Here is a 23,189-nt window from a genome sequence, read left to right on the forward strand (position 1 = left end):
TTATCTATTATTGATCAGGCTGGCGCAGTTTGAAAAATAAAACTTCCAGACTAAGTTCTGCCCTAATATTCAGTTCTATATTTTTTTCACTCTCTGCTATTAGCTCTAAGTTTTTAATTATTTGCTTTAAGTCTAAAGTTTGAGCAAGTTTTTTTAAGTCAGATAAATAGTCTTTATTGATCACTGCTTCCAGATAATCCTGTTTAATCATCATTATATCGCGATACCAGTCTGATAGCAAATCAAAACAGGGAAAATCAGTCTGTAAAAGTTCACTTAATTTTTTTGTAATTGCAAAAATCTCAATTGTATTTTTATTCCTCACATCTCTTAAAAAATCATAAACTTCTTTTCTCTTTTCAAAATAAGCTTCAATTTTCGAAATAGCAAGTGCCTTACCAGGACTGCCAGCAGCAGTTCTACTTATTATTTCAGCCTGTTCTGAATTTAAACCTTTATTTAATAACAATTTTTGGATCTTGGACTGACTAACACTTTTTAATTCTATTTGTTGACAACGCGAAACAAGTGTTGGCAGTAATTTACCGGTGTCTTCTGTTAATAAAATGATAGTAGCAAAAGAAGGTGGTTCTTCCAAAGTTTTTAAAAGCGAATTAGCTGCTTCTTTAGTCATTTTTTCGGCAGCTTCAATAACATAAATTTTGTGTTCACTATCATAAGGTTTATAGGCTATTTCTTTTTTTAAATCTCTAATCTGAGCAATAGAAATAGCAGTTTTAGCTTCTAAAATAGAAATGATTTTAAAATCAGGATGGTTTTGATGCTCTAATTTACGACAATTAATACATTGGCCACAGCTATCAAGTTCAGATTCCTGACAAAAAATAGCTTTAGCAAACTCAAAAGCTAATTTAGATTTACCACTACCTTTTTTGGCAGCAAAAAGATAAGCATGACTTATCCTCTCTTTTTTAATCTCATCCTGCAAAATCGAAACGGCTTCTTCTTGTCCAATAATTGAGTTAAAACTCATTTAAAAACTCCTCTTGCTCTAAATTTTAGCAAATTGTTCTACATCAATAATAAAGATAGTAGCTCCTCCAATTTTAATTTCCATGGGAAAAGAATAATACCCTTCTAAAGAATTTGCTACAGGTGACATGGGAGCTACTGTTTTTTTGCGAGACTCACAATTAGCTTTAATAATATCTAAAACTTCTTCTACATGTTCCTCATCAGAACCAATTAAAAAAGTTGTATTTCCTTCTCTTAAAAAACCACCAGTTGATGCCATCTTAGTTGCTTGAAAACCAGCTGTAGTTAGAGCTTCCAAAAGATCTGCTGCATCATGGTCATGGACTATAGCGATTACCATTTTTACTGTTTTGCCTGCATCTGCTTTTTTTTCCATTAGAATAACCTCCTGGCAATAATATTTTTAATATCTTTTTCTATTTCTACAATACTTCTTGCTGCATTGATTAAGCAAAATCTTTCTGCAACAGCCATTTCCAAATAAGCTTCTCTGACCCGCTGGTGAAAATCATCAACTTCTCTTTCTAATCTATCTCCAGCTTGGTCAAAACTAAGTTTTCTGGCTCTTTCTAAGCCTTTTTTGATATCTATATCTAAAATAAAAGTTAAATCAGGCCAGGTAGAACCAATAACCCAATTATTAATTTGATAAACCTGCTCATAATCAAGTCCCCGTCCAGCTGCCTGATAAGCAAGGTTTGAATCCACAAAGCGATCTGAAATAACTATTTTACCTGCTTTTAAAGCAGGTTTTATTTTTTCTTTAACATGTTGAGCGCGATCAGCAGCATAAAGTAGAATTTCAGTTTTATAATCCATTGTATCAAAATGAGGATCTAAAAGAATTTTGCGTATTTTTTGCCCTAATTCAGTTCCTCCCGGCTCTCTACTAATTAAAACATCATGCTCATTTTTCCTCAAATAATCTGCTAAGCGATTAATCTGAGTTGTTTTACCGGAACCCTCGATACCTTCAAATGTAATAAAAAAACCTTCTGCCAAAACTGCCAGCCCCTCTCCCAACCTTGTTAAATATATCTTAATTGTATTTTAATTATACAATAATCATCTCTCTAATGCAATAAAAGAAAAGTCGACAAAAGTTAGCTAAATAACTCTTAGCCTAGTCTGTCGACTTTTAAAATCTCTGTTTAGATTTTAAGTTAAATTAATTTAAATTCAAACTTAAATCAAGTTCTTCTTTTTCTGACTCAGACAAAGATTCAGTGCTTTCTAAATCATAATCATCTAATTTTAATTCTTTTAAAGCAAAGCTATCTGTTTTAGCTTCTATATATTCGGAAGCTTCGATGGCAGCTTTGGCTCCAGAACCAGAAGCAATAACAACCTGTCTATAATCAGGGTCTTGAACATCTCCACAAGCAAAAACACCTGTTATATTAGTATGCTGCTTTTTATCAGCCTTGATATAACCATATTGATCAAGCTCAATTTGTCCTTGCAAAAAATCTGTTCTAGGACTATGACCAATTGCAACAAATAAGCCGTCAACATCTAACTCTTTTTCTTCCCCAGTTTTGTTATTAAAAATATTAAGGCCTTTTAACTTTTTATCTCCTCTTAGGCTTTTAACTTCTGTATCCCAAAGAATCTCAATATTAGCTTTAGCCTTAACTTTATCACTTAAAATTTTAGCCCCTCTAAACTTATCTCGCCGATGAATAATATATACTTTAGAAGCAAATTTAGTCAAAAAGGTAGATTCCCATAAAGCAGTATCTCCACCACCAACAACAGCTACTTCTTTATTTCTAAAAAAGGCTGCATCACAAGTTGCACAATAGGAAACTCCATTTCCTCTTAAACTATCTTCTTTGGCTAAACCTAAAGTTTTAGGCTCAGCTCCAGTAGCAATAATTACAGAATCGGCAATATACTCTTGACTTTCAGTTTTAACTATAAATTTAGCACCCGAAAAATCAACTTCAGCTGCAGTTTCATATTTTAAGCGGACCCCAAATTTTTCCGCTTGTTTAGTCATTTTTTGAGTTAACTCAAAACCACCAATTGGATCTGGAAAACCAGGATAGTTTTCGAGTTCAGAAGTTGTTGCAATCTGGCCCCCAGGTTCTGGCCCATTTAAAACTAGGGGAGTAAAACCATTACGAGCTGCATAAATAGAAGCTGTCAAGCCTCCAGGTCCCCCACCAAGTATAATTAAATTTTCTTCTTGTCTTGTTTGAACATCCATTTTAATTCCTCCAGTTTTAAACTGTCTCAAATTTGATCAGCAAATAAAATTAGCTTTTTATTCTTATTTAAAGTCAACTATAATCTTAATATTATTTTCGCTTTATTTCTGTTAAACCAATAACAAAGCAGAAGCTCTCTTAATTAAAGACGACAAAAAACTCCCTACTCAAAAAGAGCAGAGAGTTTAATTAAAGCTCTCAAACTTAATTTAATCAATACTATAATTAGGAGCTTCTTTAGTTACTTTAACATCATGCGGGTGACTTTCTCTTAAACCAGCAGATGAAATACGAATCATTTGTGAATCATTAATTAGACTCTTAATATCAGGTGTTCCACAATAACCCATTCCTGATTTCAAACCTCCAACTAATTGATAAACAGTTTCTGCTAAAGTACCTTTGTAAGGAACACGACCTTCAATTCCTTCTGGCACAAATTTTTCTGATTCTGTTTCATCTTCTTGGAAATAACGGTCTTTACTTCCTTTTTTCATTGCTCCAACTGAGCCCATACCGCGATAAACTTTATAACTTCTACCTTTATAAATCTCTAATTCACCAGGACTTTCTTCTGTTCCTGCTAAAAGGCTTCCGATCATTACAGTATTTGCACCAGCAGAAATTGCTTTTACAATATCTCCCGAATATTTAATTCCACCATCAGCAATTACTGTTTTACCATATTTTTTAGCCATTTCAGCTGCATCATTAATTGCAGTAATCTGTGGTACACCGACTCCAGCTACAACCCGGGTGGTACAAATTGAACCAGGTCCGATCCCAACCTTAATTACATCTGCTCCAGCTTTAATTAGAGCTTCAGTAGCTTCAGCAGTGGCTACATTTCCAGCAATAATTGCTAATTCTGGATATTTTTCATTAATTTTTTCTACAACTTTTAGTACATTTTGCGAATGTCCATGAGCTGTATCAATTACTAAAATATCAACTCCAGCTTCAACTAAAGCCGCAACTCTTTGGTCTGTATCATGACCTGTTCCAACTGCTGCTGCAGCTAAAAGTCTACCTTGTTTATCTTTTGAAGCTTGAGGATATTGTTTTGCTTTTTCTATATCTTTAATAGTAATTAAGCCTTTTAAAATCCCATTTTCATCTACTATTGGTAATTTTTCTATTTTATGTTTTCTTAACTGCTTTTTTGCTCCTTCTAAATCAGTTCCAACTGGAGCAGTAACTAATTCTTCTTCAGTCATCACTTCAGCTACTGGTCTTTTATAATCTTCAACAAAACGTAAATCTCTATTAGTTAAAATACCTAATAATTTTTCGTCTTGATCTACAATTGGCACTCCAGAAATATGATATTTAGACATTAAAGCTTCAGCGTCTTCGATTAAAGCATCTGGACTTAAGAAAAAAGGATCGACAATTACTCCACTTTCTGATCTTTTTACCCGATCTACTTCTGCTGCTTGAGCTGCAATTGACATATTTTTGTGAATAACACCTAAGCCACCTTCTCTGGCCATAGCAATAGCCATATCAGCCTCAGTCACTGTATCCATTCCAGCTGAGATAATAGGTGTGTTTAAATAAATATCATCTGTTAATTTAGATTTGGTGCTTACTTCTTTAGGTACCACATTTGACTCAGCAGGTACAAGTAATACATCATCAAAAGTTAAACCTTCTTTAATAATCTTTTCCATAACTAACCTCCTTGAATTTTAGAAAACCATTAATTAAAAATATATATTAAGAGCTAATTTTGAGCTCTAATAGATATGTAAAAAATAAAATAATAGATAATTAATAGGCCTGAGAACAATCAAACATTTTAAGTATTTTAACAAAGCTTAGGCATAATGTCAAGTAAGCTGCTTTGTTTAAATTGAGTTTTGAGCCTATTTACTGCTTAAGCTCAAATTTAATTTTTGCTTTAAAAAAATACCCACCATTTTTAAATTAAAATAGTGGGCTTAATTCTTGGTCTAATGATTTTAGTTATTTTTTGAAGTTTAAATAACTGCTGTTTTAATTTAGAGCTCTCTTCTTCCCTCTAAGGCTTTTGATAAAGTTACCTCATCTGCATACTCTAAGTCTCCACCTACAGGAATACCATGAGCAATTCGGGTTACTTTAACCCCTAAAGGCTTAATTAACTTAGCAAGATACATTGCAGTTGCATCTCCTTCTGCATTAGGATCAGTTGCTACAATAATTTCTTCAACTGCATCTTGTTTTAAGCGAGGAATTAAAGAGCGGATTTTTATTTCATCAGGGCCAATCCCATCCATTGGCGAAATAGCCCCATGTAAAACATGGTAAAGACCTTTGTATTCACCAGTCTTTTCCATTGCTACAACATCCCGTGGACTTTCGACTACACAAATTGTTCTTCTGTTTCGAGCTTCAGATTGACAAAAAGTACAGGTTTCACCTTCTGTTAAATGATTACAGTTTGAACAATAATTAATTTGTTCACGGGCTTCTAGCAGAGCATCTGCCAGATTTTTTACATCTGTTTTCGGTTGACCCAAAATATAAAAAGAAAGACGGCGAGCAGTTTTAGGCCCAATTCCGGGCAGTTTACTGAGCTCACCGATCAATTTCCCCATTGGCTTAGGATATGGGTTCATTAGGGCATACCTGGTAGGTTCATTCCACCAGTCACTTTACCCATTTCATCATTTACCATTTCCTGCATTTCTCTCATACCTTGATTTACAGCAGCTAAAACTAAATCTTCTAACATTTCTACATCATCAGAATCAACTACTTCAGGGTCAATTTGTAAATCAACTACTTCTTGTTTACCATTCACAACTACCTTAACAGCTCCACCACCAGCAGTTGCCTCAAGTGTTTTGCTTTCCATTTCTTTTTGCATCTTTTGCATTTTTGCCTGCATTTTTTGAGCTTGTTTCATCATTTTTTGCATATTCATTTTAGTTTCCTCCTCTATTTTTTAAAATTGATTGGTCAACCTCAATTACTTCACCAGCAAAAAGCTTGGCTAAGTTTTCTATATCTAAATCACCATCTGGCCCCATTTTTGGTTCTTTTAAGTGAGCAGAAGGTTTTTCAGCCTTTTTAGTTTTTTGCTCTATATTTTTCTCTAAATTTTCTGTATTAGCTTGAACTTCATTTTGCTTTGAGCTTTGATTTAACTTTTGTTTAGTTTCTTTTTCAGCCTCTAGTTTTGTAGCTTCAACCTCTGAATGAGGATCACTATTTTGCTTAGCTATTTTTTTTTTAGCCCCTAGCTGAAATTCTAATTCAACAGTCTGAGCTAAAACTTTTCTTAAAACTTTAAGGATCAAAGCCTGATTTGATGAAGCACCTTTATAATGGAATTTTTTATCTTCTGGAAAAGCCACTATAACTGTTTTTCCTTTAACAGCAGCTGGGCGTCCTTCTCTTAATAAAGCCTGAACTGAAATATCTTTTGTTCTAACTTTTTGTAAAACTCCAGCCCAATTTTCTTTAACAGCTTCTAAACTAAGAGTTTTACCTTCAGAACTTTGTTTTTTAGAACTTTGCTTTCCAGCTTGAGACTGCTGCTTAGGGTCAGTCTGAGACTGTGTCTGAGGCTGTGTCTGAGGCTGTGTCTGAGGCTGTGTCTGAGGCTGAGACTTAACTTTTTCAGTCTGACTAGCAGCTTCTTTTTTAAAATCACTTTCTCTTTTTGGCTTATTTTGGGCAGCAGCTTGTTTTTGAGCTGTCAATTCTTCTTGTTTAATTTTAGTTTTTGTTTCAGTTTGAGAGTTTCTACTACTTTTTATATAATTATCTAATTTGAATTCTAATTCGGAAAGCCGACTAGCCAAAGAATGATCTGTACTACCTCTATTACTTAATTTTATAACACTTATTTCTAATTGTAAACGGGGTCTGGCACTTGAACGCAATTTTTCTTTTAAAGAGGCAAATTCGTCAATAATATCAGTAATTTTAGTTGTACTAAAATTAGCAGCTACAGAAGCAATTTCTTCTAAGTAACTACGCGAATACTCTAAAATTCCAGACTCAATTCCACATTCTTTGATTAATAATAGTTCACGACAATATTCAATTAATTCATCACTAAATCTTTCAATTCCTAGGCCAGATTCTAACTGTTTGTTTAACAGTTCTAAAGCTTTTTGACCTTCTTTTTGACTTAAATAAATTAAAAATTCTTTTAAATCTGCTTTATCAATTCTACCTAACATCATTGCTATTTGTTCAGCATTAAGCTGACCATCACTAAAAGAAATTGCCTGATCTAAAAGACTAATGGCATCTCTCATCCCACCTCGGGCACTACGAGCTAAAATATCAAGTGCTTCTTTTTCAATCTCATATCCTTCAGCTTGAGCAATATAGGCTAAACGTTTTTTTAAATTAGTTAAAGTTAGTAAACTAAAATCAAAACGCTGACAACGAGAAATTATAGTTGTTATTACTTTATGAGGCTCTGTAGTTGCTAAAATGAAAACTACACTATCTGGTGGTTCTTCTAAAGTTTTTAAAAGAGCATTAAAAGCACCTTTTGTTAACATATGAACCTCATCAATAATATATACCTTATATTTACCTTCACCAGGATAGAATTTGACCTTTTCTCTCAATTCTCTAATTTCATCAATACCCCGATTTGAGGCAGCATCAATTTCAATTACATCAAGAGAGTTTCCTTTTTCTATGCGCTGACAAGAATTACACTCACCACATGGCTCAAAATCAGCAGTTGGATTAGCACAATTAAGTGATTTGGCAAAAACTTTAGCAGCTGAGGTCTTTCCCGTCCCACGCGGGCCAGCAAAGAGATAAGCATGAGCTACTCTATCATTTTTTAAAGCATTTTTTAAAGTCTGCTTAACCTGATCTTGACCAATTAGATCATTAAAATTCTCTGGTCGATATTTACGATAAAGAGAGAGAAAGGACATTTTTTTCACCTCAAAAATAGTATTATATAACAAAAACACCCTATTCCGGGTGTTTTAAAAAAGTGACCGCACACCGTGTTTCGAAGATTTTCTCCCAGGCGTTACCCTGCTAGTTGGCTCGAACCAGGCACCCTCGCGGCACATGAAGCGACTTGTTTACCGCTGCTTCCTCCCGGATCTGACGGGGTTCACAAGACTTCATTGCGCGAGACCCAATTGTCAACACTACTTTTCAGGGCCAGACCCTGAAAGAAAAAATCCTCAGCCACGGCATCAATCCTACTCTAGCGGGTTGTAGGTTATAGGGCACCGCTACCACCCCATTTAGTGCGGCCAAATATTAATAAAAAATTTATAAAAATTTTAATGGCGGAGAGGGAGGGATTCGAACCCTCGGTAGGTGAAAGCCTACACCCGCTTTCCAGGCGGGCCCCTTAAGCCAGACTCGGACACCTCTCCGTAAAGAAGTAAAAGCTAAGAATTAAAAGTAAGATTAAATTCGAATCCTCAAATTTAATAACACTTTTTTCTAAGTCTCTACTTTAAAATATATATAATCTATGGTTGATAAAATCTAATGGCGGAAGGAGAGGGATTTGAACCCCCGAGACAGTAAGACTGTCTACTTGATTTCGAATCAAGCGGTTTTAGCCAGACTCACCCATCCTTCCGTAATCTTAACTCACGGAAAAAATCTTTTAAAAGCTGAGCTGATTCTTTTTCCATAATACCTGCTTCGACTTTTACTTGATGATTAAAACGATTATCATCTAAAAGCTGGTAGAGGCTTCTGACAGCTCCGGCTTTGGGATCACTGGCTCCATAAACAAGGCGTTTAATTCTTGACTGCAAGATTGCTCCTGCACACATTGGACAGGGTTCTAGAGTCACATAAAGCTGGCAATCTTCCAAGCGCCAGCTAACCTTATTTGAGGCAGCTTCTCTTAGAGCAATTATTTCGGCATGAGTAGTTGGATCCTGAGTTTGCTCCCGGAGATTAAACCCACGGCCAACAACTTGATCATTACAGACAACAACTGCACCGATTGGAACTTCTGCTCTTTGATAAGCTTTCCTGGCTTCTGCCAGGGCCATCTTCATATATTTTATATCATTTTCCATAGAATATTCTCCTGTTAAAAAAACAAAAAACAAAAATTTAAAATGGCGCACCCGAGAGGAGTCGAACCCCTAGCCTTCTGATCCGTAGTCAGACGCTCTATCCAGTTGAGCTACGGGCGCACAGTTAAAAGTTTTCTTAAGCAACAATAAATATTATAACAGCTAATCTTATTATCGTCAAGGTTTTTTAGAGAAAAAATTATTTTTATTAGTCTGACAGTCTTTGTGAGCTGATTAAGTTGGTAATTTAAGTGTCTTGACGACAATAAAAAAGACCATCTTTAGAAAATATTTAGAGTTATTTAAGTAAGATTTCCAGTATTAAAATTTGAAAAGCGTTTGACTTTTTGGGTATTAACACTTTTGACCCTGCAAAACCTTCCGTAGTTTCTAGACTACATTATTTAGGTTGAAAAGTCAAGTTTTTTGATCCTGATTGGATAGGGTTTGAACTAAGAAATCTTTAAAATTATAACTCGGTTATTTTAGATTTAGTTCTCTATTTATTCAGTTCTTATTTCCATTATATCTTCAAATTCATTAGTCTTAAATATTTTTGTAATATCACTGTTATCACCAATATTCAATTTAAACACGTCATTTGTATCTAATAAAGATTCTGGTACATCTAACGCTATTCTGAACTCATTCTGATAATTATAGTCCTCAAACTTCTTAAATAAACCCATCCTGCCACTATAGATGTTTTTATCAACATATTCAACTAATCCGTCTCCTAGTGGCTAAATATCTTTATTCCTATCCATTAACCTCTTCATCTATCCTAATCTTCAATCCCATGTTACACAATACAATTCTTTATCTCTTTAACAAAAAGAATTTTTATATGTCAATTAGTTTCATCCTTTGATTTGGCTTTTGATGCCAAACTAATAATAAATTTTCTTCATTAATACTTTCAACTTTATTTTTTATATTTTCTTTAAAATAATTCCTGTCTTTATTTCCGTAAATCAACATGATTCCCTTATAATATTGACATCTATCAATGAACTTTTTTATTTTCTCTATATCACTTTTCAAATTATTAGCTCTCACATCTATCGGCTTAACTTCAATAACAGCCAAATTATTCTCCATATCTCCTCGTTTATGAATTACAAAATCAGGCTTTACTCTTCCAAGAGACTCTTCGATAATTGAATGACCACTTTTATCTAACTCTCCATCTAAATTATAATAAAAATCAACTATTTTATTCTTCAATTGGTGATAAAGCTCATAACAATATACTCTTTCTCTTTGAATTAACTCTCTTGAACCGGCTTCTTTTAAATTAAAATAATCCTCACTTATTTCCTCTCCTGCACTTTTTAAAGATTCAATAAAAGAATTGAACATTCTTTCCATATAAAACCCCTCCAGTTCTCAACAAAATATAGGTGCATTATTGCTTTTCAAAGTAATTAACTAAAGATTTCATGGCAATGTCCTGCACATCTTTCAAAGGATAAGAGTTGAAATGATTTTGATAGTCTATTATACCTTTCCAATCATTTATATAACTAGAACCACCATGAACTAAATCAGATCGCAACTTGTAAATTCTTTTAATCTTTTCTTTATTGAATTCGGTATCAGTATCAGAAACACCTTCAATTATACTTTCTTCTACTTTACCATCTGAGCCAAATAATGCGTCTAATGAAATAAAATAATGAAGAAATTTGTCCACCTCAGTTTTTCTAGTTATTCCATACTGTACAAATTGAGCCCCTTTACTTGCTCTATTAAAATCATCAGATTTATATTGATTCTTGTACCAATTGCTAACTTTATTTAATAATTCATTAGTAATTTCTATATCAATTAATAAAGGATGTAAAATTACTCCAATATGTGAATAGTTAAAAGAACTATTAATATTAGAAGATACTTGCATTGAATACGAAATTTCGGATTGATAACTATGAGAAGTTATACCAGGCTCTTTATTATATAAATGAGATAACAATGTGCCAATAAATTTACGCATTAAATTACCAGCTTTTTCTCTGGATATATTTTCAGATCCATTTATTTCACAAATCAACCAGGTCTCTGGTTTGTATTGAGAAAAAACACTGTTGTTACTTTGAACTTCTTTACCTTTTACAGGATCCCAACCTTCCAAAGCAGGATACCTTCCCACAATATTTTTCCAAAATCTTTCATCTTCAGAATCCATTAAGGATAAACCATCATAGTTAAATTTTAATGACTTAGTTTTTATTCTTGGTAAAGGATAAAATATAACCCAATCTTTTAAATTTGCGGATAGTTCTTTTTTTATAATATGCCAAACTTTTAAAGCAAATTCTCTTTTTTCAAGATTTTTATTAATTGAATTAAAGATTTTGGTCTTTTTTGAAGAAATAATTGATTCAACTTCAAAAAAATATTCATTAAAAATTATATTTTCAAAGATCTTCTCTATTATATCCTTGAAATCATCAACATTTCCATTCTTTAAATTTGAATCATACTGGATACTCATTAAGGAAATTTCTCGACATATATCTATCCCACTTTGAGTAAACCAAATATCAAAAGAAACTAATGGAACATAACTTATTAAATAATTGTGTTTATAAGATTTCTCTTTAGGTTCTTTTAAATATATGTTTTTGGTTAATTGTAATATCTTCCCTAAAATAGACTCTAAATTCATAATGCTAACTCCTAATGGCTTAGTTTTTATTCAAATATATAATAATAGAAAATATTCAATTAGTTTTCTAAGGCGGAAAATCTATTGTTGTTTTCTCTAGAGCTTCTCTTGATTAAAGAATCTATAATTTTTTCTTTAGCGTTATTTCTCTTTTCCTCTTTTAAACTATTACACAATTTTATAGAAAGCATAATATCTTGCATGTCTACCAATTCGCTATAAAAATAGTTTAATTGCTTTTTATTTTCTTTGTACATATAAAAATATGCTCCACCAATAAATTCCAGAATTATTCCAGCTACTGATGTTAATATAGAAATACTTAAGTTTGAATTAATATCAAAATAAAATATCCATATGCCAAATATAATTGTAAACAGACCTAAGATTATTGCAAGAATACTTAAATTATAACTCTTTTTAGCCTGGTTTTTGCTAATAGTATAATATTCAGTAATTTGATTTAAATTTAGTCTGATTATATTAAAAATATCTTTTTGTTCGCTTTCTTCAGTTTTTAAGTCATTTTCTAATTTTTCTCTTTCTTCTCTTAGATTTTGCAAATCCAATTTTGTTGTTTTCATATTATCAACTTCAATTTCTGTATAAGAAAGTATAATTACAAATAATGAAATTATAGTTGAAACTGCAAGAATTGCACTGAATTCTTTAAGGTTTTGATATCCCTGTTGAAAATATTTGAAATAGAATAATAAAATTAATGATAAAAATAATAAAATGATAGATATAATTAAACTATACTTTCTCATTTTAGTATTGTTTCTAAATTTCTCTACCAGCTGCAATAATATCTCTTTTATTCTATCAATCAAACTCAATAAATTTCACCTCTACTATATCCTTAAAGTTTATAAACTTTATTTTTTGCCTAATAACCAATATTATAATGAAAAGTTTTTCATCGAATTGTCCATGACATCCTGATTAATACCAATATAATCTAAAGTGATACTGGGAGCAGAATGATTGAACAGCTCCTGTAACAGGGCCACATCTTTGTACTGCTTATAATGATGATAACCGAATGTTTTACGGGTTGAGTGACAGCCTATATTATCTAACCCTACAGTTTCTCCTGCTTTGTTTAACACCCTATATGCCTGGCTACGGGATAATGGCTGATTGGTTCCATTCCTACTCTGAAATAAATATTCATGGTCGTACATGTTTTTAATATATCTATCCAGGGCTTCTCGTAAAACAGAGTTAATAAAAAACTTCTTAGTCTTGCCGGTCTTCTGCTCTTTTAAAATGATATGAATTTTATTTCTTACATCTTGAACTTTTAGCTTTAAGATATCACCAATTCTTAATCCTGTGTTTATTCCTAAAACAAAAAGCAAATAATTGCGGTAGTTATCTTTTAAAAGCTCAGTCTTAATTTCTTCAATTAAACTTTTGTCTCTGATTGGATCGACTTTATTCATTAAAACCATCTCCTATCATAAATATAATTTAGATCCATTATACACTATTAAATAGGAAAAGTATATATGATATAGTTCATTGAAAACTAATTGATTGCTGCAAAATCATCATTAACCCTGTGATGACAAAGAGCAAGCAACTTATAGTCAATGCGACTTAACATAACCTATGTTGTATTGATGTATTTTTATTGAAACTTAATTTTTCCTTAAACTGTTTCCTTTTTTACTATCACTTTTACATTCATATTTTTAAAATTAAATTTGGTTTTACCAACTTACAGATATGTATCCCTAATATTTAATAGCTTCACATTTTATTTTTAAAATATGAATAAAATATCATACTGTACCTTTGGAAACAGCACAGTATGATTAAATAATAGTAAAATCATTCTCCAATATTGTCCTTAGCAAACTTTTCTAGAATTTTAGAACTAGGATGCGATGATAAAGAAACTAACTGATTGACTAATGCAACGGACATAATTGAATTATCGAACATATCACATCTTAGGTTACCTATACAATTCAAAATTAATAAAATCTTCCTTTTTAGGATCATGCACTGCTTCTTCTATTCTAGTTGGGATAGAAAAAACATAAACTCGTTCATTGTCTAGTCTAAATATTATTTTATTACCATAGTTGCTAGTAATTCAATAAGGTTTATTGGGACCAACTGAGCCATTTTTTATATATTGATATATATATATTGATCATTTAAGATTATTGCTTGTTTATTTTTCCTCAAAAATTTTGATTCATTTTTATTAGTCATAGAAAGAATCTCTTCTGCATGATAGTAAAAGCACCAGATTTTTCTATACCTATCAAATTAATTTCATATTTATCATCTAAATATATCATTAATTCTCTCATAGGCTTATACATATTTGCAGTTTGACCAAAAAATCCTAAAGGACCATCTTTAATAAACAATGTTTTTTAAGAGCATCTAAATTTAATTTAACCATTATTCTGATAATATGAATTAATACTATTTGTTCCATTAGTGTAACTGTATATCCCAAAATTCCAGCAGCCCCAGTATCATTATCAATGGCCTGATGTAGCCTGAAAACATCAGTTAAACAAATCTCTTCTTTACATTCAGGGTTTGGACAAGAAAAAGTATAATCATTCAATTTCTGTTTTTCTATTTCTATATTTTTTCATTACAATGAGGACATGTTGATAATATCTATGTATCTTTAGAATCCTTCTCTTTATATTCACGAAAAATAAACCAATATAATGTTTCAATAAATCTTTCTGATTCTTCTTCAGGATTATTATTAAAATAATCAAAAATAATTCTTATAATAGAATTAATTATGCTATTTTCTGTCTTAAGAGCAGTATTCTTTAAAGGTATTACAATTTCAGACCTTTCAATTTCTTTTAACTTTGCCATATCAGAAGGATCTATAAATTGCTTTTCTTCTAAACTAATTAAGTCTTTCATATCAAAATTAAAGCTCCTATTTGAAAAAAGCAATCATTGCTGAAGGAAAATCATCTTTTACAGATACATCAGTATATCCGCCATCTACTGTAAAAACTGTTTTTATTTTATTGATATCTTTTTCCAAAACATCAATAACTAAATCATCAGCTAAATTAAATTCTTGTCTCCCTTTAGGAAGATTTAGCTTTTTTATTAACTCTTTAACATTTTTGTTATTTATAATTTGAGAATGACTTGCTTTACTTGCATATTCAATGGGTCTCTTACCCCTACTACTATTATATCCCACTACTCATCATCCTCTTCTTTCTCGACTTTAAATCTATCAATTTGAACAAGGACAATAAACTGACTTGAATAAGTTTTCATTTTTATAAATCCTTTATCTGTACGAGCATTAAATTTAGTTAATTCATCGATAAAATCTTCGAAATCATAATATTTCTTTATTTCATTCAATTCTTCAGTATTATTAATGAGTATATTTGAAACTTAAATGCAATTATAATATAATTTTTATAGAAGAGGATATAATTTCTAAAGGAGTGATTAATTATTTTTGATTTTCTAAAAAATGCTGTGAATAATTCTGTTGGAAGTAATTATAGAAAAATATATTTTGATGCTCATCCACAAAGATATCATAACTGTAAAATATGTGGAACTAGATTAGATAAAGAAATTTCTGGAGAAGTAACTGTTGACCATATTGTCCCTCAAAACTTAAATGGTACAAACGCCCTTTCTAATCTACAAGTTTTATGTCGTAGTTGTAATTCTAAAAAAAGCGATAAAATTAATGCATTAACTATGAAATATTCAGGAAATGCTCTAATAAGAGAAATTAAAAGAAAGTTTAGATAATGAATATTCTCCTAATTATAATCGCATCTATTGTATTTTATAAAATAGTAACCAAAAAATTTTCAGGTGCATTTGTAATAGTTTTAGGCCTTCTTTTATTAACCTCAATCCCATTTATTGGTGTTCCTCTAACAATAATTGGCTTGTTTATATAAACTTTAAAATTAAATTCTTATTTAAAATATTTAAATAAAAAATCATATCCTCTTCTTAAGACTAAAATTAATATGATAATATTATTATAACGAAAAGTTCTTCATCGAATTATCCATTACATCTTGATTGATCCCGATATGATCTAAAATGATACTGGGAACAGAATGATTGAACAGCTCCTGCAGCAGAGACACATCTTTATATTGCTAATAATGATGATAACCGAATGTTTTACGGGTAGAGTGACAGCCTATATTATCTAAGCCTACAATTTCTTCTGCTTTATTTAACACCCTATATTCCTGGCTGCGAGATAATGGCTGATTGGTTCCATTTCTACTCTGAAATAAATATTCATGATCGGACATGCTTTTAATATATCTATCCAAAGCTTCTCGTAAAACAGAATTGATAAAGAATTTCTTAGTTTTCCCTGTGGATCGGGTATATCCTGTTTCAATCCTTGTTCTAATGGACTTAGTATTTAAACCTTGCGTAGCTTTCTGCGGTTTATCATTCTCGCTTTGTTTCAATCCTTGTTCTAATGGACTTAGTATTTAAACACATTAAGATTTTTAGGCAAAATATTATGGTTAAGTTTCAATCCTTGTTCTAATGGACTTGGTATTTAAACAAGTATAGTTGAGCAAACTTTTAACACTTATATTAGGTTTCAATCCTTGTTCTAATGGACTTAGTATTTAAATACAACGAACCCTTGCAGGAAGGAGTTATTACTTAGTTTCAATCCTTGTTCTAATGGACTTAGTATTTAAACCCGTCAAGCTTCAAATTCTTTATTATAAAAGCATTCATAGCAATTTTCTTAGAAAAGAAGATTACTATTTTTAACTCAAAAAATTTATTAAAAAGCCAAATTTAAAGCAAATGCGCGACTTTGACCATCCTGACCAAACTATTATATCAATAATTTTCAAGGTTCATGATTTTTGAATAAAATAATTTTGCTTCAGAATTTAAAAATATAAGTTATTTTTTATATTTGATTATAGCATAAACACTCTTTTCTAACAAATAATATTTAAAAAATATTTGCATCGCTTTTGGTAGATGATTTTTCTTCACAAAGAAATATTATGTTTTTTTATGTAGAACTTTTTTAAGCTTAAAATATTAGATTATTTATCATTTAATCTAATATACCATTTAGCATTTTCTCAGACTTTACCTAATTTTGTTCTCTTAAAAAAATAATATAATGCTTAAACAAAGTTGGAATTTTGATCTGTAATATTTCTTCTAAACATTATTATATGATTCTTTTAACTCTTTTCCTAGCCTCTTTAAATATAATTCCAGAACTTTCTCGTTATATATTTAAAATTAATTTTGTTTTGTAATACTCTTAAATTCAACTTTTATTTTAAACTAACATTTTTCGGCCTTTATTTTATAAAATTATAAGATGCAGGAAAAAAACTAAGTCCTGCACCTTATTTACTTTGCTAAAGCTTAAATTTACTTACAGCTTCTGTTAAATCATTTGCCATATTTGCTAAATCTTCAGCAGCACTGACTATTTCCTCAGTTGAGGCAGCTTGTTCTTCACTAGCTGCAGCTACCTCTTGCGAATTACTAGCTGCTTCTTGACTAACTGCCGCTATTTCTTTAACACTTGTGTCAATTTGATTACTACTTTTATTGACTACATCTGCTTTTTCACTAATTTTTTCAATAAAATCTCTTAAATTAGCAGCAGCTGTATCAATTTCTTTAAATGACTGACCAGTAATATCAATAGTGTTCACACTATCGTCTACAACTTCTTCGGTCTCTCCCATTTTTTCAACTGCATTTTTAACACTTTTTTGTATCTTTTTAATCAAATTACTTATTTGATCAGTTGCACTAGCTGACTCATCTGCTAACTCTCTAATCTCATCTGCTACCACAGAAAAACCTCTACCCGCTTCACCCGCTCTAGCTGCTTCAATAGCAGCATTTAAAGCAAGCAAATTAGTTTGGTCTGCTATATTATTAATCAAGTTTACAATTTCACCAATTTTATTTGATAAATCTCCTAATTCACTAATAGTATTTGCAACTTCAGTTGAATTGTTTTTAACACTTTTTATTTTTGCCACTGATTGACTTACAGCAGAATCACCTTCATTAAGATGTTTCATTACATTATCTGCCTGCTGGTCCATTTTATCTGAACTCAACTTAACATCATTGATCTGTAAAATTAGTTCTTCTATATTACTAGTAGTTTCTTCAACCTGAGCTGACTGTTCTTCAGCTCCAGAAGCTACATCTTGGATTGCTTTTCCTACATGTTCAGCTGAGGCTGCCACTTCTTCTCCAGAAGCTGATAATTCTTGGCTAGAAGCAGATAAATTACCTGCTATATCGATTACCTGTCTAATTAGGCTTTGCAAATTAAGATTCATATCAGCAAAAGAATTTGCTAATTGACCAATTTCATCTTCTTTATTTAAAATTTTAGCTGAAACTTTTTGGCTTAAATCTCCAGCTGCAATTTTTTGAGCATAATCTGCAATCTCTATAATCGGTTTTGTTAGCTTATGAGCTAAGTAATAAACAAAAATCAAGGCGATAATTAAGATTAGAGCTGAAATTAAAATTATTAAACTTTTCATTCTATTAAGTCCAGCTAAAACTTCTTCTGCTGCTGCTGAAACACTAACTATCCAATCTGTGCCTTCAACTGCTGTATAGCCTCCATAAAACTCCTCTTCAGCAAAATTATACTTAGCAAAACCACTCTGATTATTTAAGCCTTTACTCATATATTTAGCTAAACTACCATATGTAATTTGGTCTGCCTCTAGAGGATTTAACTGTTCCATTACATAATCTTTATTTTGATGAGCAACAATAGTTCCCTGATCATTGAACATAAAAGCAGTTCCATTTTCCTTTAACTTAACATCTGTAATAATATTAATTACATCTTCTCCTAGCATTCTAGCAATTAAAACTCCCACAATCTTGCCATCTCTTTTAACAGGGACAGAAGCCATTGCCACCGGCTTATTAATCGCCCTACTAATTAGCATATCTGACACATAAGAATTACCAGCAAAAGCTTCTTTTACATAATTGCGGTCACCAAGTTCTAAAGTGTTTCCATTGATATAATTAGTTAAACCACTTGGCTGAACTAAAGCAATTGTAGCAAAATCACTCCTTTTAGTTTCCTCTGCTAAATAGGCTTGGATTTGATTCCAATCCATTGTTTTTATTACTTTTTGATTAGCAATTGTTTCTAATTCTCTCAATCTAGCATCTAATCTTGACCTAACTAAATTTCCAACATCAGCTGCCTTTTCAATCAGTCTTTCCTCAATTTCCACCTCTATAATCTTAGCTGTATTAAAGTAGGTGGCTAAGCCAAGACTAAGACAAATAACAAGTACTAATAAACCAATAGTAATAATTTGTTTACTTTTTAATGATTTTAAGTTCAAATTTATCTACTTCCCTTTTTTAAAAATTATTTTAAATTGTTTTAAAAACTTAACTCCTTCTATTTTACTTCAATTATAGTTAATCCTCTTTTTCAACATATTTCGCTATTTGAGCCAAGTAATTCTTTTTCTCCGCTTCACTTATCCAGGCTACCTCAAAGGAGTTTTTTGCTAATTGAATGATCTCAGCTTTTGTTAACTCTACAGCTTGAGCTAAAGTATAGATATCATCTGAGATATAGCTTTGAAAATAAGCTGGGTCATCTGAATTAATTGTCACCTTGATACCTTGGTCTAAAAGACTTTTTATTTCTTTACTTTTCAAATCTCCGGTCACAAATCGATTGGAAACTGGACATTTAGTAAAGCCAATTTCATTTTCGACAGCATAATCTACTAAGCTCTGATCTTCAATAATATTAGTTCCATGATCAATTCTTTGAGCCCCAATTTGATATAAAACAGCTTCTATATGTTTGATAGAATCTTTTTGGTCAATGTCACAATGCATAGTAATTTTATAGCCGTCATTTTTTGCCATTTTAAAAAGTTCAGCAAATTTTAAAGGTGGATTATCCCTTTCATCTGAATCTAAACCAATTCCTAAAATCCAATCTTGATATGCTTTAGCCATCTGATAATGTTCTAAAGCAGACTCAGCACTCATATCTCTTAAAAAACACATAATTAAATTAGCCTTAATCCCTAATTTTTTTGCAGCTTGTGTCGCCTTATAATAACCTTCAATTACTTCTTCAAAAGCAACACCTCTTGTTGTATGAGCCTGGGGATCAAAAAACACTTCCGCATATTTAACATTATGTTTTTGAGCAGTTTTGAAATATTCCATGGCTAAATTATAGAAATCATCACGGTCTTGCAGTACTTCCATTCCTTGATAATATACATCTAAAAAAGAGCTTAAATCATCAAATTGATATGTTTCTTTAATTGCTTCTACTGTATCCATCCCTAAATCTATATTGTTTTTCTTAGCTAATTTAAGTTTTAGTTCAGGCTCTAATGATCCTTCTAAATGAATGTGCAACTCCGCCTTGGGCATCCCATAAATAAATTCTTTAGTTACTTTTGACATCTTAAAACCTCCATTTTTTATTTAAACTTGACTTAATTGCTTATCTTATTTAAAATTCTATTTTTTTACAATAAATGCTATACTTCCACCTTATTTTATTATATAATTTTATAAAAGACAAATCACTGAAAATTAATAAAATTATAGTCTGCTAGCAAAGCTCAATTAGGAGGCTTACCACCAAGGAGGATCAGGATATTGAATAATGAAAAAAATGGATTTTATCCTCAAAAAGACAAAATTAGTTATATAGGAAATATTTTTGTTATTATGATAATTCCTATTTCACTATTTTTTTTAGAACTTTGGGTTGAAAACGGTTCAGATGACTTTTATAATGAATATATTAGTAAATTTGTAATGTATAAAGTTCCAGTTTTAGGAGTCCCTGTACTTGGAATTATATTTTTGGGTAGCATATTTTATCTATATTCTAAATTAGTTATACAAAAAGTAAAAAATGATTTAAGATATCAGAAAAAAATTAATAACTATTATTTAGAACAATTAGAAGATAAATCCAAATTAATGTGGAGAAATCATAAGAAAATTATGGGGATTAAAGATCAAGAAGTTTTAAATCAAGTTGTAAAAAACTATGTTTTACGTAATAAATATATTTATGGTATTCAATTATATACATATACAACAAAAGTTAAATATAAAAAAACTAAAATTAAAATCAATTATAAAAGGGGTTATATAGATGAAGATATTAATATAAATGCAATGATGCAAAACTATTTTGAAATTAGCACTGATTTATACAATGATTTTAATAATATAATATTAAAAAGCAAAGATAACAGTGATCTTGATAATAAAATCAAAAAAACTGAAAAATTTATAAAAAAATATACTGAATCATTAAAAACTAGTCCAGCAAAGAATTATACTTATGAAGACGCTAATAAATATGCTTTAAGTCTTTTAGCTATCCAAATATTATTTTCTGATTTCTCTAATAATTTAGAAGATAATCATATAAGTCTTTTAGAAGACGATAAAGAAGAATATTTAAAAAGTAATTTTAGAACTGGTATTTTTAGAGGTATATTAATTGGTTCAGATTATCTATTTAAACATGAAAGTAGCAGCAGTGATAAAGACAATCGTTTTTATGTTTCTATTCCATATGACTTTCAAAATGAAAAATGCATTTTTATTATAACATTCAATAATGAGATCCTTAAAAAAGAAGAAGGAGAAGAACAAGTTATAAATTTATGTGATAATATAATTAAAAAACTTGATAAAGAATTAGAAAGCAAGTATAATAAAAGTATAGAAAATAATTTTTAGGAGGTTATTTCTTATGCCAAATAAAAATACTAAAGAATATATTATTAAAAAATTCAATGAAGCTGGCATTCCTTTAGAAGTTAAAAAAACAAATGCTTATACAGATAAGAATTTTTCTAGAATAATAAATAAAAAAGCTAAAAAAAATGTTGTTAATAGTTAAATAGCAATTTAGAAAAGCCTTCTTTAAAGAAGGCTTTTTTATTTTTCTTTTCTATTTCCTTTTTCATCAAATATTTTCCTTAAATGATGTTCTACGCGATAAATAACTAAAACTACTATTATCAAAAAAACTAGCCCATAAAAATGTTTTGAGAGTTCTGTAAAAATGTTAACTAAAATAGAACCAACTATTATAGCAATAATCCCCCCAGAAATTAATTGCTTGGCCCCATATTTTTGTGCCTCATTCCAAGTTTTTTTATTTTTTTGAGCATAATTAGAACGCCAGCCATAGAAATTATTAATCTTTGTCGGAGGAAATAATTTTAAAATAATTCCTGCTATTAAAAGTATAATTCCACCTACTAATAATGGCATAGTAATTAGCTCCTTATAATTTGATTTTATTCACTTTTTTTGCTATCAATTTTCTTAATTGATGAATTTATTAAGTCTATTTTAGAATAATCTGGAAATAAATTTTTGGCCTCCTCTGGTGCAGTTAAAGAATGATGAATTTCAGTACCTTCAAACATTAGTTTTCCTAAGGTTTTGATAGAGTATTTAATTTTACCAAAATATTCGTTATCATAATCCATTTTTTCTTTTTCTAATAAGTTTTTTGCTTCTATTTCAACTAAGCTATTAATTTCTTTTTCTAACCCAGAACTTATTGATTTTAAAGCATCATTTTTAATATCTAAAGCTTGAACTTGCCTTTCCAAAATTTCGGCTTCAAGATGTTTTTTTCTTATTACAGCAGCTGCCCAACATAAACCTGCAACAAAATTTAAGGCAGCAGCACTACCCACAATTACTTCTACCCATTGTGAACCAGTATCAAAGTTTTGAAGCTTTATTTTACCATTAATCTTTTCATTAACCAGTGATTGATTTAATATATTATCTATATTTTTAAAGAAATCTGATATCCTAGATAAATCTTTATAATCAGGCAATTTTATGCTGATAGAGTTTTTATTTTGTTTTGGTATTGCTTCATCAATTAAATCAAGAACAGTTCGACATTTTTGATTAATCATCTTGATAATGTTACTAAATTCTTTTTTAGTTCTATGATTAATTCTCACTTTGTCTGAATTTGACTTATTATAATATATATTCTCTAATTTTATAAGTTTTTTATATTCTTTTTGAATAAACTTAAATTCACTTAAATTTTCAATAGCATCAATTGCTTTTTGATAATCAGAAATTTCTGCTATAGTTTGATTAATTTTTTTGGATTGATAATTTATTTGATTTATATTTTCATCAATTATTTTTCTAATCTGTCTTAATCTCATTTAATCACCTTTCTCGTATTTTAAATAT

General features: G+C 30.4%; 24 protein-coding genes, 3 tRNA genes and 1 other RNA gene. 3 read left to right on the forward strand and 25 right to left on the reverse strand.

All coding sequences use genetic code 11. The annotated features are described in order from the left end of the window. Positions 1-7 precede the first annotated feature (7 nt). From holB to HPRAE_RS10415, 20 genes are all read right to left on the reverse strand, one after another. The gene (gene holB, locus HPRAE_RS10325; protein ID WP_014554155.1) at positions 8-994 is read right to left on the reverse strand and encodes a DNA polymerase III subunit delta'; all 987 of its coding nucleotides are present in this window, start codon (positions 992-994) and stop codon (positions 8-10) included. An 18-nt stretch (positions 995-1,012) separates the two neighbouring features. Further along, the gene (locus HPRAE_RS10330; RefSeq protein ID WP_014554156.1) at positions 1,013-1,372 is read right to left on the reverse strand and encodes a cyclic-di-AMP receptor; all 360 of its coding nucleotides are present in this window, start codon (positions 1,370-1,372) and stop codon (positions 1,013-1,015) included. After that, positions 1,372-1,998 carry a dTMP kinase gene (gene tmk, locus HPRAE_RS10335; RefSeq protein WP_014554157.1) on the reverse strand — a complete coding sequence of 209 codons (627 nt, stop codon included), beginning with the start codon at positions 1,996-1,998 and terminating at the stop codon, positions 1,372-1,374. Before tmk ends, HPRAE_RS10330 begins: the two co-directional genes overlap by 1 nt. Positions 1,999-2,164: 166 nt before the next feature. Next, a complete protein-coding gene (gene trxB, locus HPRAE_RS10340) occupies positions 2,165-3,208 on the reverse strand; it encodes a thioredoxin-disulfide reductase (protein ID WP_014554158.1) in 1,044 nt (347 codons plus the stop codon). Between the two features lie 210 nt (positions 3,209-3,418). Next, entirely contained in the window at positions 3,419-4,882 is a 1,464-nt protein-coding gene (gene guaB, locus HPRAE_RS10345; RefSeq protein WP_014554159.1) for an IMP dehydrogenase, read from the reverse strand. A 330-nt stretch (positions 4,883-5,212) separates the two neighbouring features. Then, positions 5,213-5,812 carry a recombination mediator RecR gene (recR, locus tag HPRAE_RS10350; RefSeq protein ID WP_014554160.1) on the reverse strand — a complete coding sequence of 200 codons (600 nt, stop codon included), beginning with the start codon at positions 5,810-5,812 and terminating at the stop codon, positions 5,213-5,215. After that, the gene (locus HPRAE_RS10355; protein ID WP_014554161.1) at positions 5,812-6,120 is read right to left on the reverse strand and encodes a YbaB/EbfC family nucleoid-associated protein; all 309 of its coding nucleotides are present in this window, start codon (positions 6,118-6,120) and stop codon (positions 5,812-5,814) included. The genes recR and HPRAE_RS10355 overlap by 1 nt, the downstream gene beginning before the upstream one ends. A 1-nt stretch (position 6,121) precedes the next feature. Further along, positions 6,122-8,107: a DNA polymerase III subunit gamma/tau gene (gene dnaX, locus HPRAE_RS10360; protein WP_014554162.1), complete on the reverse strand. Its 1,986-nt coding sequence runs from the start codon at positions 8,105-8,107 to the stop codon at positions 6,122-6,124. 66 nt (positions 8,108-8,173) lie between these two features. Continuing rightward, positions 8,174-8,440: signal recognition particle sRNA large type (gene ffs, locus HPRAE_RS11075), an RNA gene on the reverse strand. 34 nt (positions 8,441-8,474) lie between these two features. After that, a tRNA-Ser gene (locus HPRAE_RS10365) sits at positions 8,475-8,566 on the reverse strand. 119 nt (positions 8,567-8,685) lie between these two features. Further along, positions 8,686-8,778, reverse strand: a tRNA-Ser gene (locus HPRAE_RS10370). After that, on the reverse strand, positions 8,765-9,229 hold the full coding sequence (tadA, locus tag HPRAE_RS11080) for a tRNA adenosine(34) deaminase TadA (protein WP_014554163.1): 465 nt from the start codon (positions 9,227-9,229) through the stop codon (positions 8,765-8,767). Before tadA ends, HPRAE_RS10370 begins: the two co-directional genes overlap by 14 nt. A gap of 43 nt (positions 9,230-9,272) precedes the next feature. Then, positions 9,273-9,349: transfer RNA gene (locus HPRAE_RS10375), tRNA-Arg, on the reverse strand. 723 nt (positions 9,350-10,072) lie between these two features. Next, positions 10,073-10,600 (reverse strand): hypothetical protein, encoded by a 528-nt coding sequence (locus HPRAE_RS10385; protein WP_014554164.1) that lies wholly within the window; start codon positions 10,598-10,600, stop codon positions 10,073-10,075. Between the two features lie 37 nt (positions 10,601-10,637). Next, positions 10,638-11,900, reverse strand: a complete 1,263-nt coding sequence (locus HPRAE_RS10390) for a HEPN domain-containing protein (RefSeq protein ID WP_014554165.1) — start codon at positions 11,898-11,900, stop codon at positions 10,638-10,640. A gap of 59 nt (positions 11,901-11,959) precedes the next feature. Next, positions 11,960-12,739, reverse strand: a complete 780-nt coding sequence (locus HPRAE_RS10950) for a TRADD-N-associated membrane domain-containing protein (protein WP_014554166.1) — start codon at positions 12,737-12,739, stop codon at positions 11,960-11,962. Between the two features lie 63 nt (positions 12,740-12,802). Next, positions 12,803-13,348: a site-specific integrase gene (locus HPRAE_RS10400; protein ID WP_014554167.1), complete on the reverse strand. Its 546-nt coding sequence runs from the start codon at positions 13,346-13,348 to the stop codon at positions 12,803-12,805. 917 nt (positions 13,349-14,265) lie between these two features. Further along, on the reverse strand, positions 14,266-14,496 hold the full coding sequence (locus HPRAE_RS10955) for a hypothetical protein (RefSeq protein WP_050756007.1): 231 nt from the start codon (positions 14,494-14,496) through the stop codon (positions 14,266-14,268). A gap of 56 nt (positions 14,497-14,552) precedes the next feature. After that, positions 14,553-14,816 carry a hypothetical protein gene (locus HPRAE_RS10410; RefSeq protein ID WP_041607047.1) on the reverse strand — a complete coding sequence of 88 codons (264 nt, stop codon included), beginning with the start codon at positions 14,814-14,816 and terminating at the stop codon, positions 14,553-14,555. A 16-nt stretch (positions 14,817-14,832) separates the two neighbouring features. Then, positions 14,833-15,108 (reverse strand): hypothetical protein, encoded by a 276-nt coding sequence (locus HPRAE_RS10415; protein ID WP_041607049.1) that lies wholly within the window; start codon positions 15,106-15,108, stop codon positions 14,833-14,835. A gap of 290 nt (positions 15,109-15,398) precedes the next feature. Here HPRAE_RS10415 and HPRAE_RS10420 point away from each other — a divergent pair, with 290 nt between their 5' ends. Beyond that, positions 15,399-15,683 carry an HNH endonuclease gene (locus HPRAE_RS10420; RefSeq protein ID WP_014554168.1) on the forward strand — a complete coding sequence of 95 codons (285 nt, stop codon included), beginning with the start codon at positions 15,399-15,401 and terminating at the stop codon, positions 15,681-15,683. 362 nt (positions 15,684-16,045) lie between these two features. Here HPRAE_RS10420 and HPRAE_RS11375 read toward each other — a convergent pair whose 3' ends face one another. The 3 genes from HPRAE_RS11375 to add form a co-directional block, all read right to left on the reverse strand. Then, positions 16,046-16,372: a tyrosine-type recombinase/integrase gene (locus HPRAE_RS11375; RefSeq protein ID WP_425357536.1), complete on the reverse strand. Its 327-nt coding sequence runs from the start codon at positions 16,370-16,372 to the stop codon at positions 16,046-16,048. A 933-nt stretch (positions 16,373-17,305) separates the two neighbouring features. Continuing rightward, on the reverse strand, positions 17,306-19,294 hold the full coding sequence (locus HPRAE_RS10425) for a methyl-accepting chemotaxis protein (protein WP_014554169.1): 1,989 nt from the start codon (positions 19,292-19,294) through the stop codon (positions 17,306-17,308). Between the two features lie 79 nt (positions 19,295-19,373). Next, entirely contained in the window at positions 19,374-20,390 is a 1,017-nt protein-coding gene (add, locus tag HPRAE_RS10430; RefSeq protein WP_014554170.1) for an adenosine deaminase, read from the reverse strand. Between the two features lie 198 nt (positions 20,391-20,588). On the opposite strand from add, the gene HPRAE_RS10435 reads away from it, so the two are divergent. Both HPRAE_RS10435 and HPRAE_RS11225 read left to right on the forward strand, forming a co-directional pair. Next, the gene (locus HPRAE_RS10435; protein WP_014554171.1) at positions 20,589-21,692 is read left to right on the forward strand and encodes a hypothetical protein; all 1,104 of its coding nucleotides are present in this window, start codon (positions 20,589-20,591) and stop codon (positions 21,690-21,692) included. Positions 21,693-21,705: 13 nt separating this feature from the next. Further along, complete coding sequence (locus tag HPRAE_RS11225; RefSeq protein ID WP_014554172.1) at positions 21,706-21,855, forward strand: hypothetical protein; 150 nt, start codon at positions 21,706-21,708, stop codon at positions 21,853-21,855. A gap of 38 nt (positions 21,856-21,893) precedes the next feature. Here HPRAE_RS11225 and HPRAE_RS10440 read toward each other — a convergent pair whose 3' ends face one another. Beyond that, entirely contained in the window at positions 21,894-22,232 is a 339-nt protein-coding gene (locus tag HPRAE_RS10440; protein WP_014554173.1) for an SdpI family protein, read from the reverse strand. 26 nt (positions 22,233-22,258) lie between these two features. Then, complete coding sequence (locus HPRAE_RS10445; RefSeq protein WP_014554174.1) at positions 22,259-23,161, reverse strand: hypothetical protein; 903 nt, start codon at positions 23,159-23,161, stop codon at positions 22,259-22,261. Positions 23,162-23,189 lie beyond the last annotated feature (28 nt).

Origin of the sequence: Halanaerobium praevalens DSM 2228, assembly GCF_000165465.1 — a bacterium.
Lineage (GTDB): Bacteria > Bacillota > Halanaerobiia > Halanaerobiales > Halanaerobiaceae > Halanaerobium > Halanaerobium praevalens.

Coding starts and splice junctions, on each gene's coding strand:
- holB (WP_014554155.1), bottom strand. CDS start 994: ATGAGTTTTAACTCAATTATTGGACAAGAAGAAGCCGTTTCGATTTTG.
- HPRAE_RS10330 (WP_014554156.1), bottom strand. CDS start 1,372: ATGGAAAAAAAAGCAGATGCAGGCAAAACAGTAAAAATGGTAATCGCT.
- trxB (WP_014554158.1), bottom strand. CDS start 3,208: ATGGATGTTCAAACAAGACAAGAAGAAAATTTAATTATACTTGGTGGG.
- guaB (WP_014554159.1), bottom strand. CDS start 4,882: ATGGAAAAGATTATTAAAGAAGGTTTAACTTTTGATGATGTATTACTT.
- recR (WP_014554160.1), bottom strand. CDS start 5,812: ATGAACCCATATCCTAAGCCAATGGGGAAATTGATCGGTGAGCTCAGT.
- HPRAE_RS10355 (WP_014554161.1), bottom strand. CDS start 6,120: ATGAATATGCAAAAAATGATGAAACAAGCTCAAAAAATGCAGGCAAAA.
- dnaX (WP_014554162.1), bottom strand. CDS start 8,107: ATGTCCTTTCTCTCTCTTTATCGTAAATATCGACCAGAGAATTTTAAT.
- tadA (WP_014554163.1), bottom strand. CDS start 9,229: ATGGAAAATGATATAAAATATATGAAGATGGCCCTGGCAGAAGCCAGG.
- HPRAE_RS10385 (WP_014554164.1), bottom strand. CDS start 10,600: ATGGAAAGAATGTTCAATTCTTTTATTGAATCTTTAAAAAGTGCAGGA.
- HPRAE_RS10390 (WP_014554165.1), bottom strand. CDS start 11,900: ATGAATTTAGAGTCTATTTTAGGGAAGATATTACAATTAACCAAAAAC.
- HPRAE_RS10400 (WP_014554167.1), bottom strand. CDS start 13,348: ATGAATAAAGTCGATCCAATCAGAGACAAAAGTTTAATTGAAGAAATT.
- HPRAE_RS10410 (WP_041607047.1), bottom strand. CDS start 14,816: ATGAAAGACTTAATTAGTTTAGAAGAAAAGCAATTTATAGATCCTTCT.
- add (WP_014554170.1), bottom strand. CDS start 20,390: ATGTCAAAAGTAACTAAAGAATTTATTTATGGGATGCCCAAGGCGGAG.
- HPRAE_RS11225 (WP_014554172.1), top strand. CDS start 21,706: ATGCCAAATAAAAATACTAAAGAATATATTATTAAAAAATTCAATGAA.
- HPRAE_RS10440 (WP_014554173.1), bottom strand. CDS start 22,232: ATGCCATTATTAGTAGGTGGAATTATACTTTTAATAGCAGGAATTATT.
- HPRAE_RS10445 (WP_014554174.1), bottom strand. CDS start 23,161: ATGAGATTAAGACAGATTAGAAAAATAATTGATGAAAATATAAATCAA.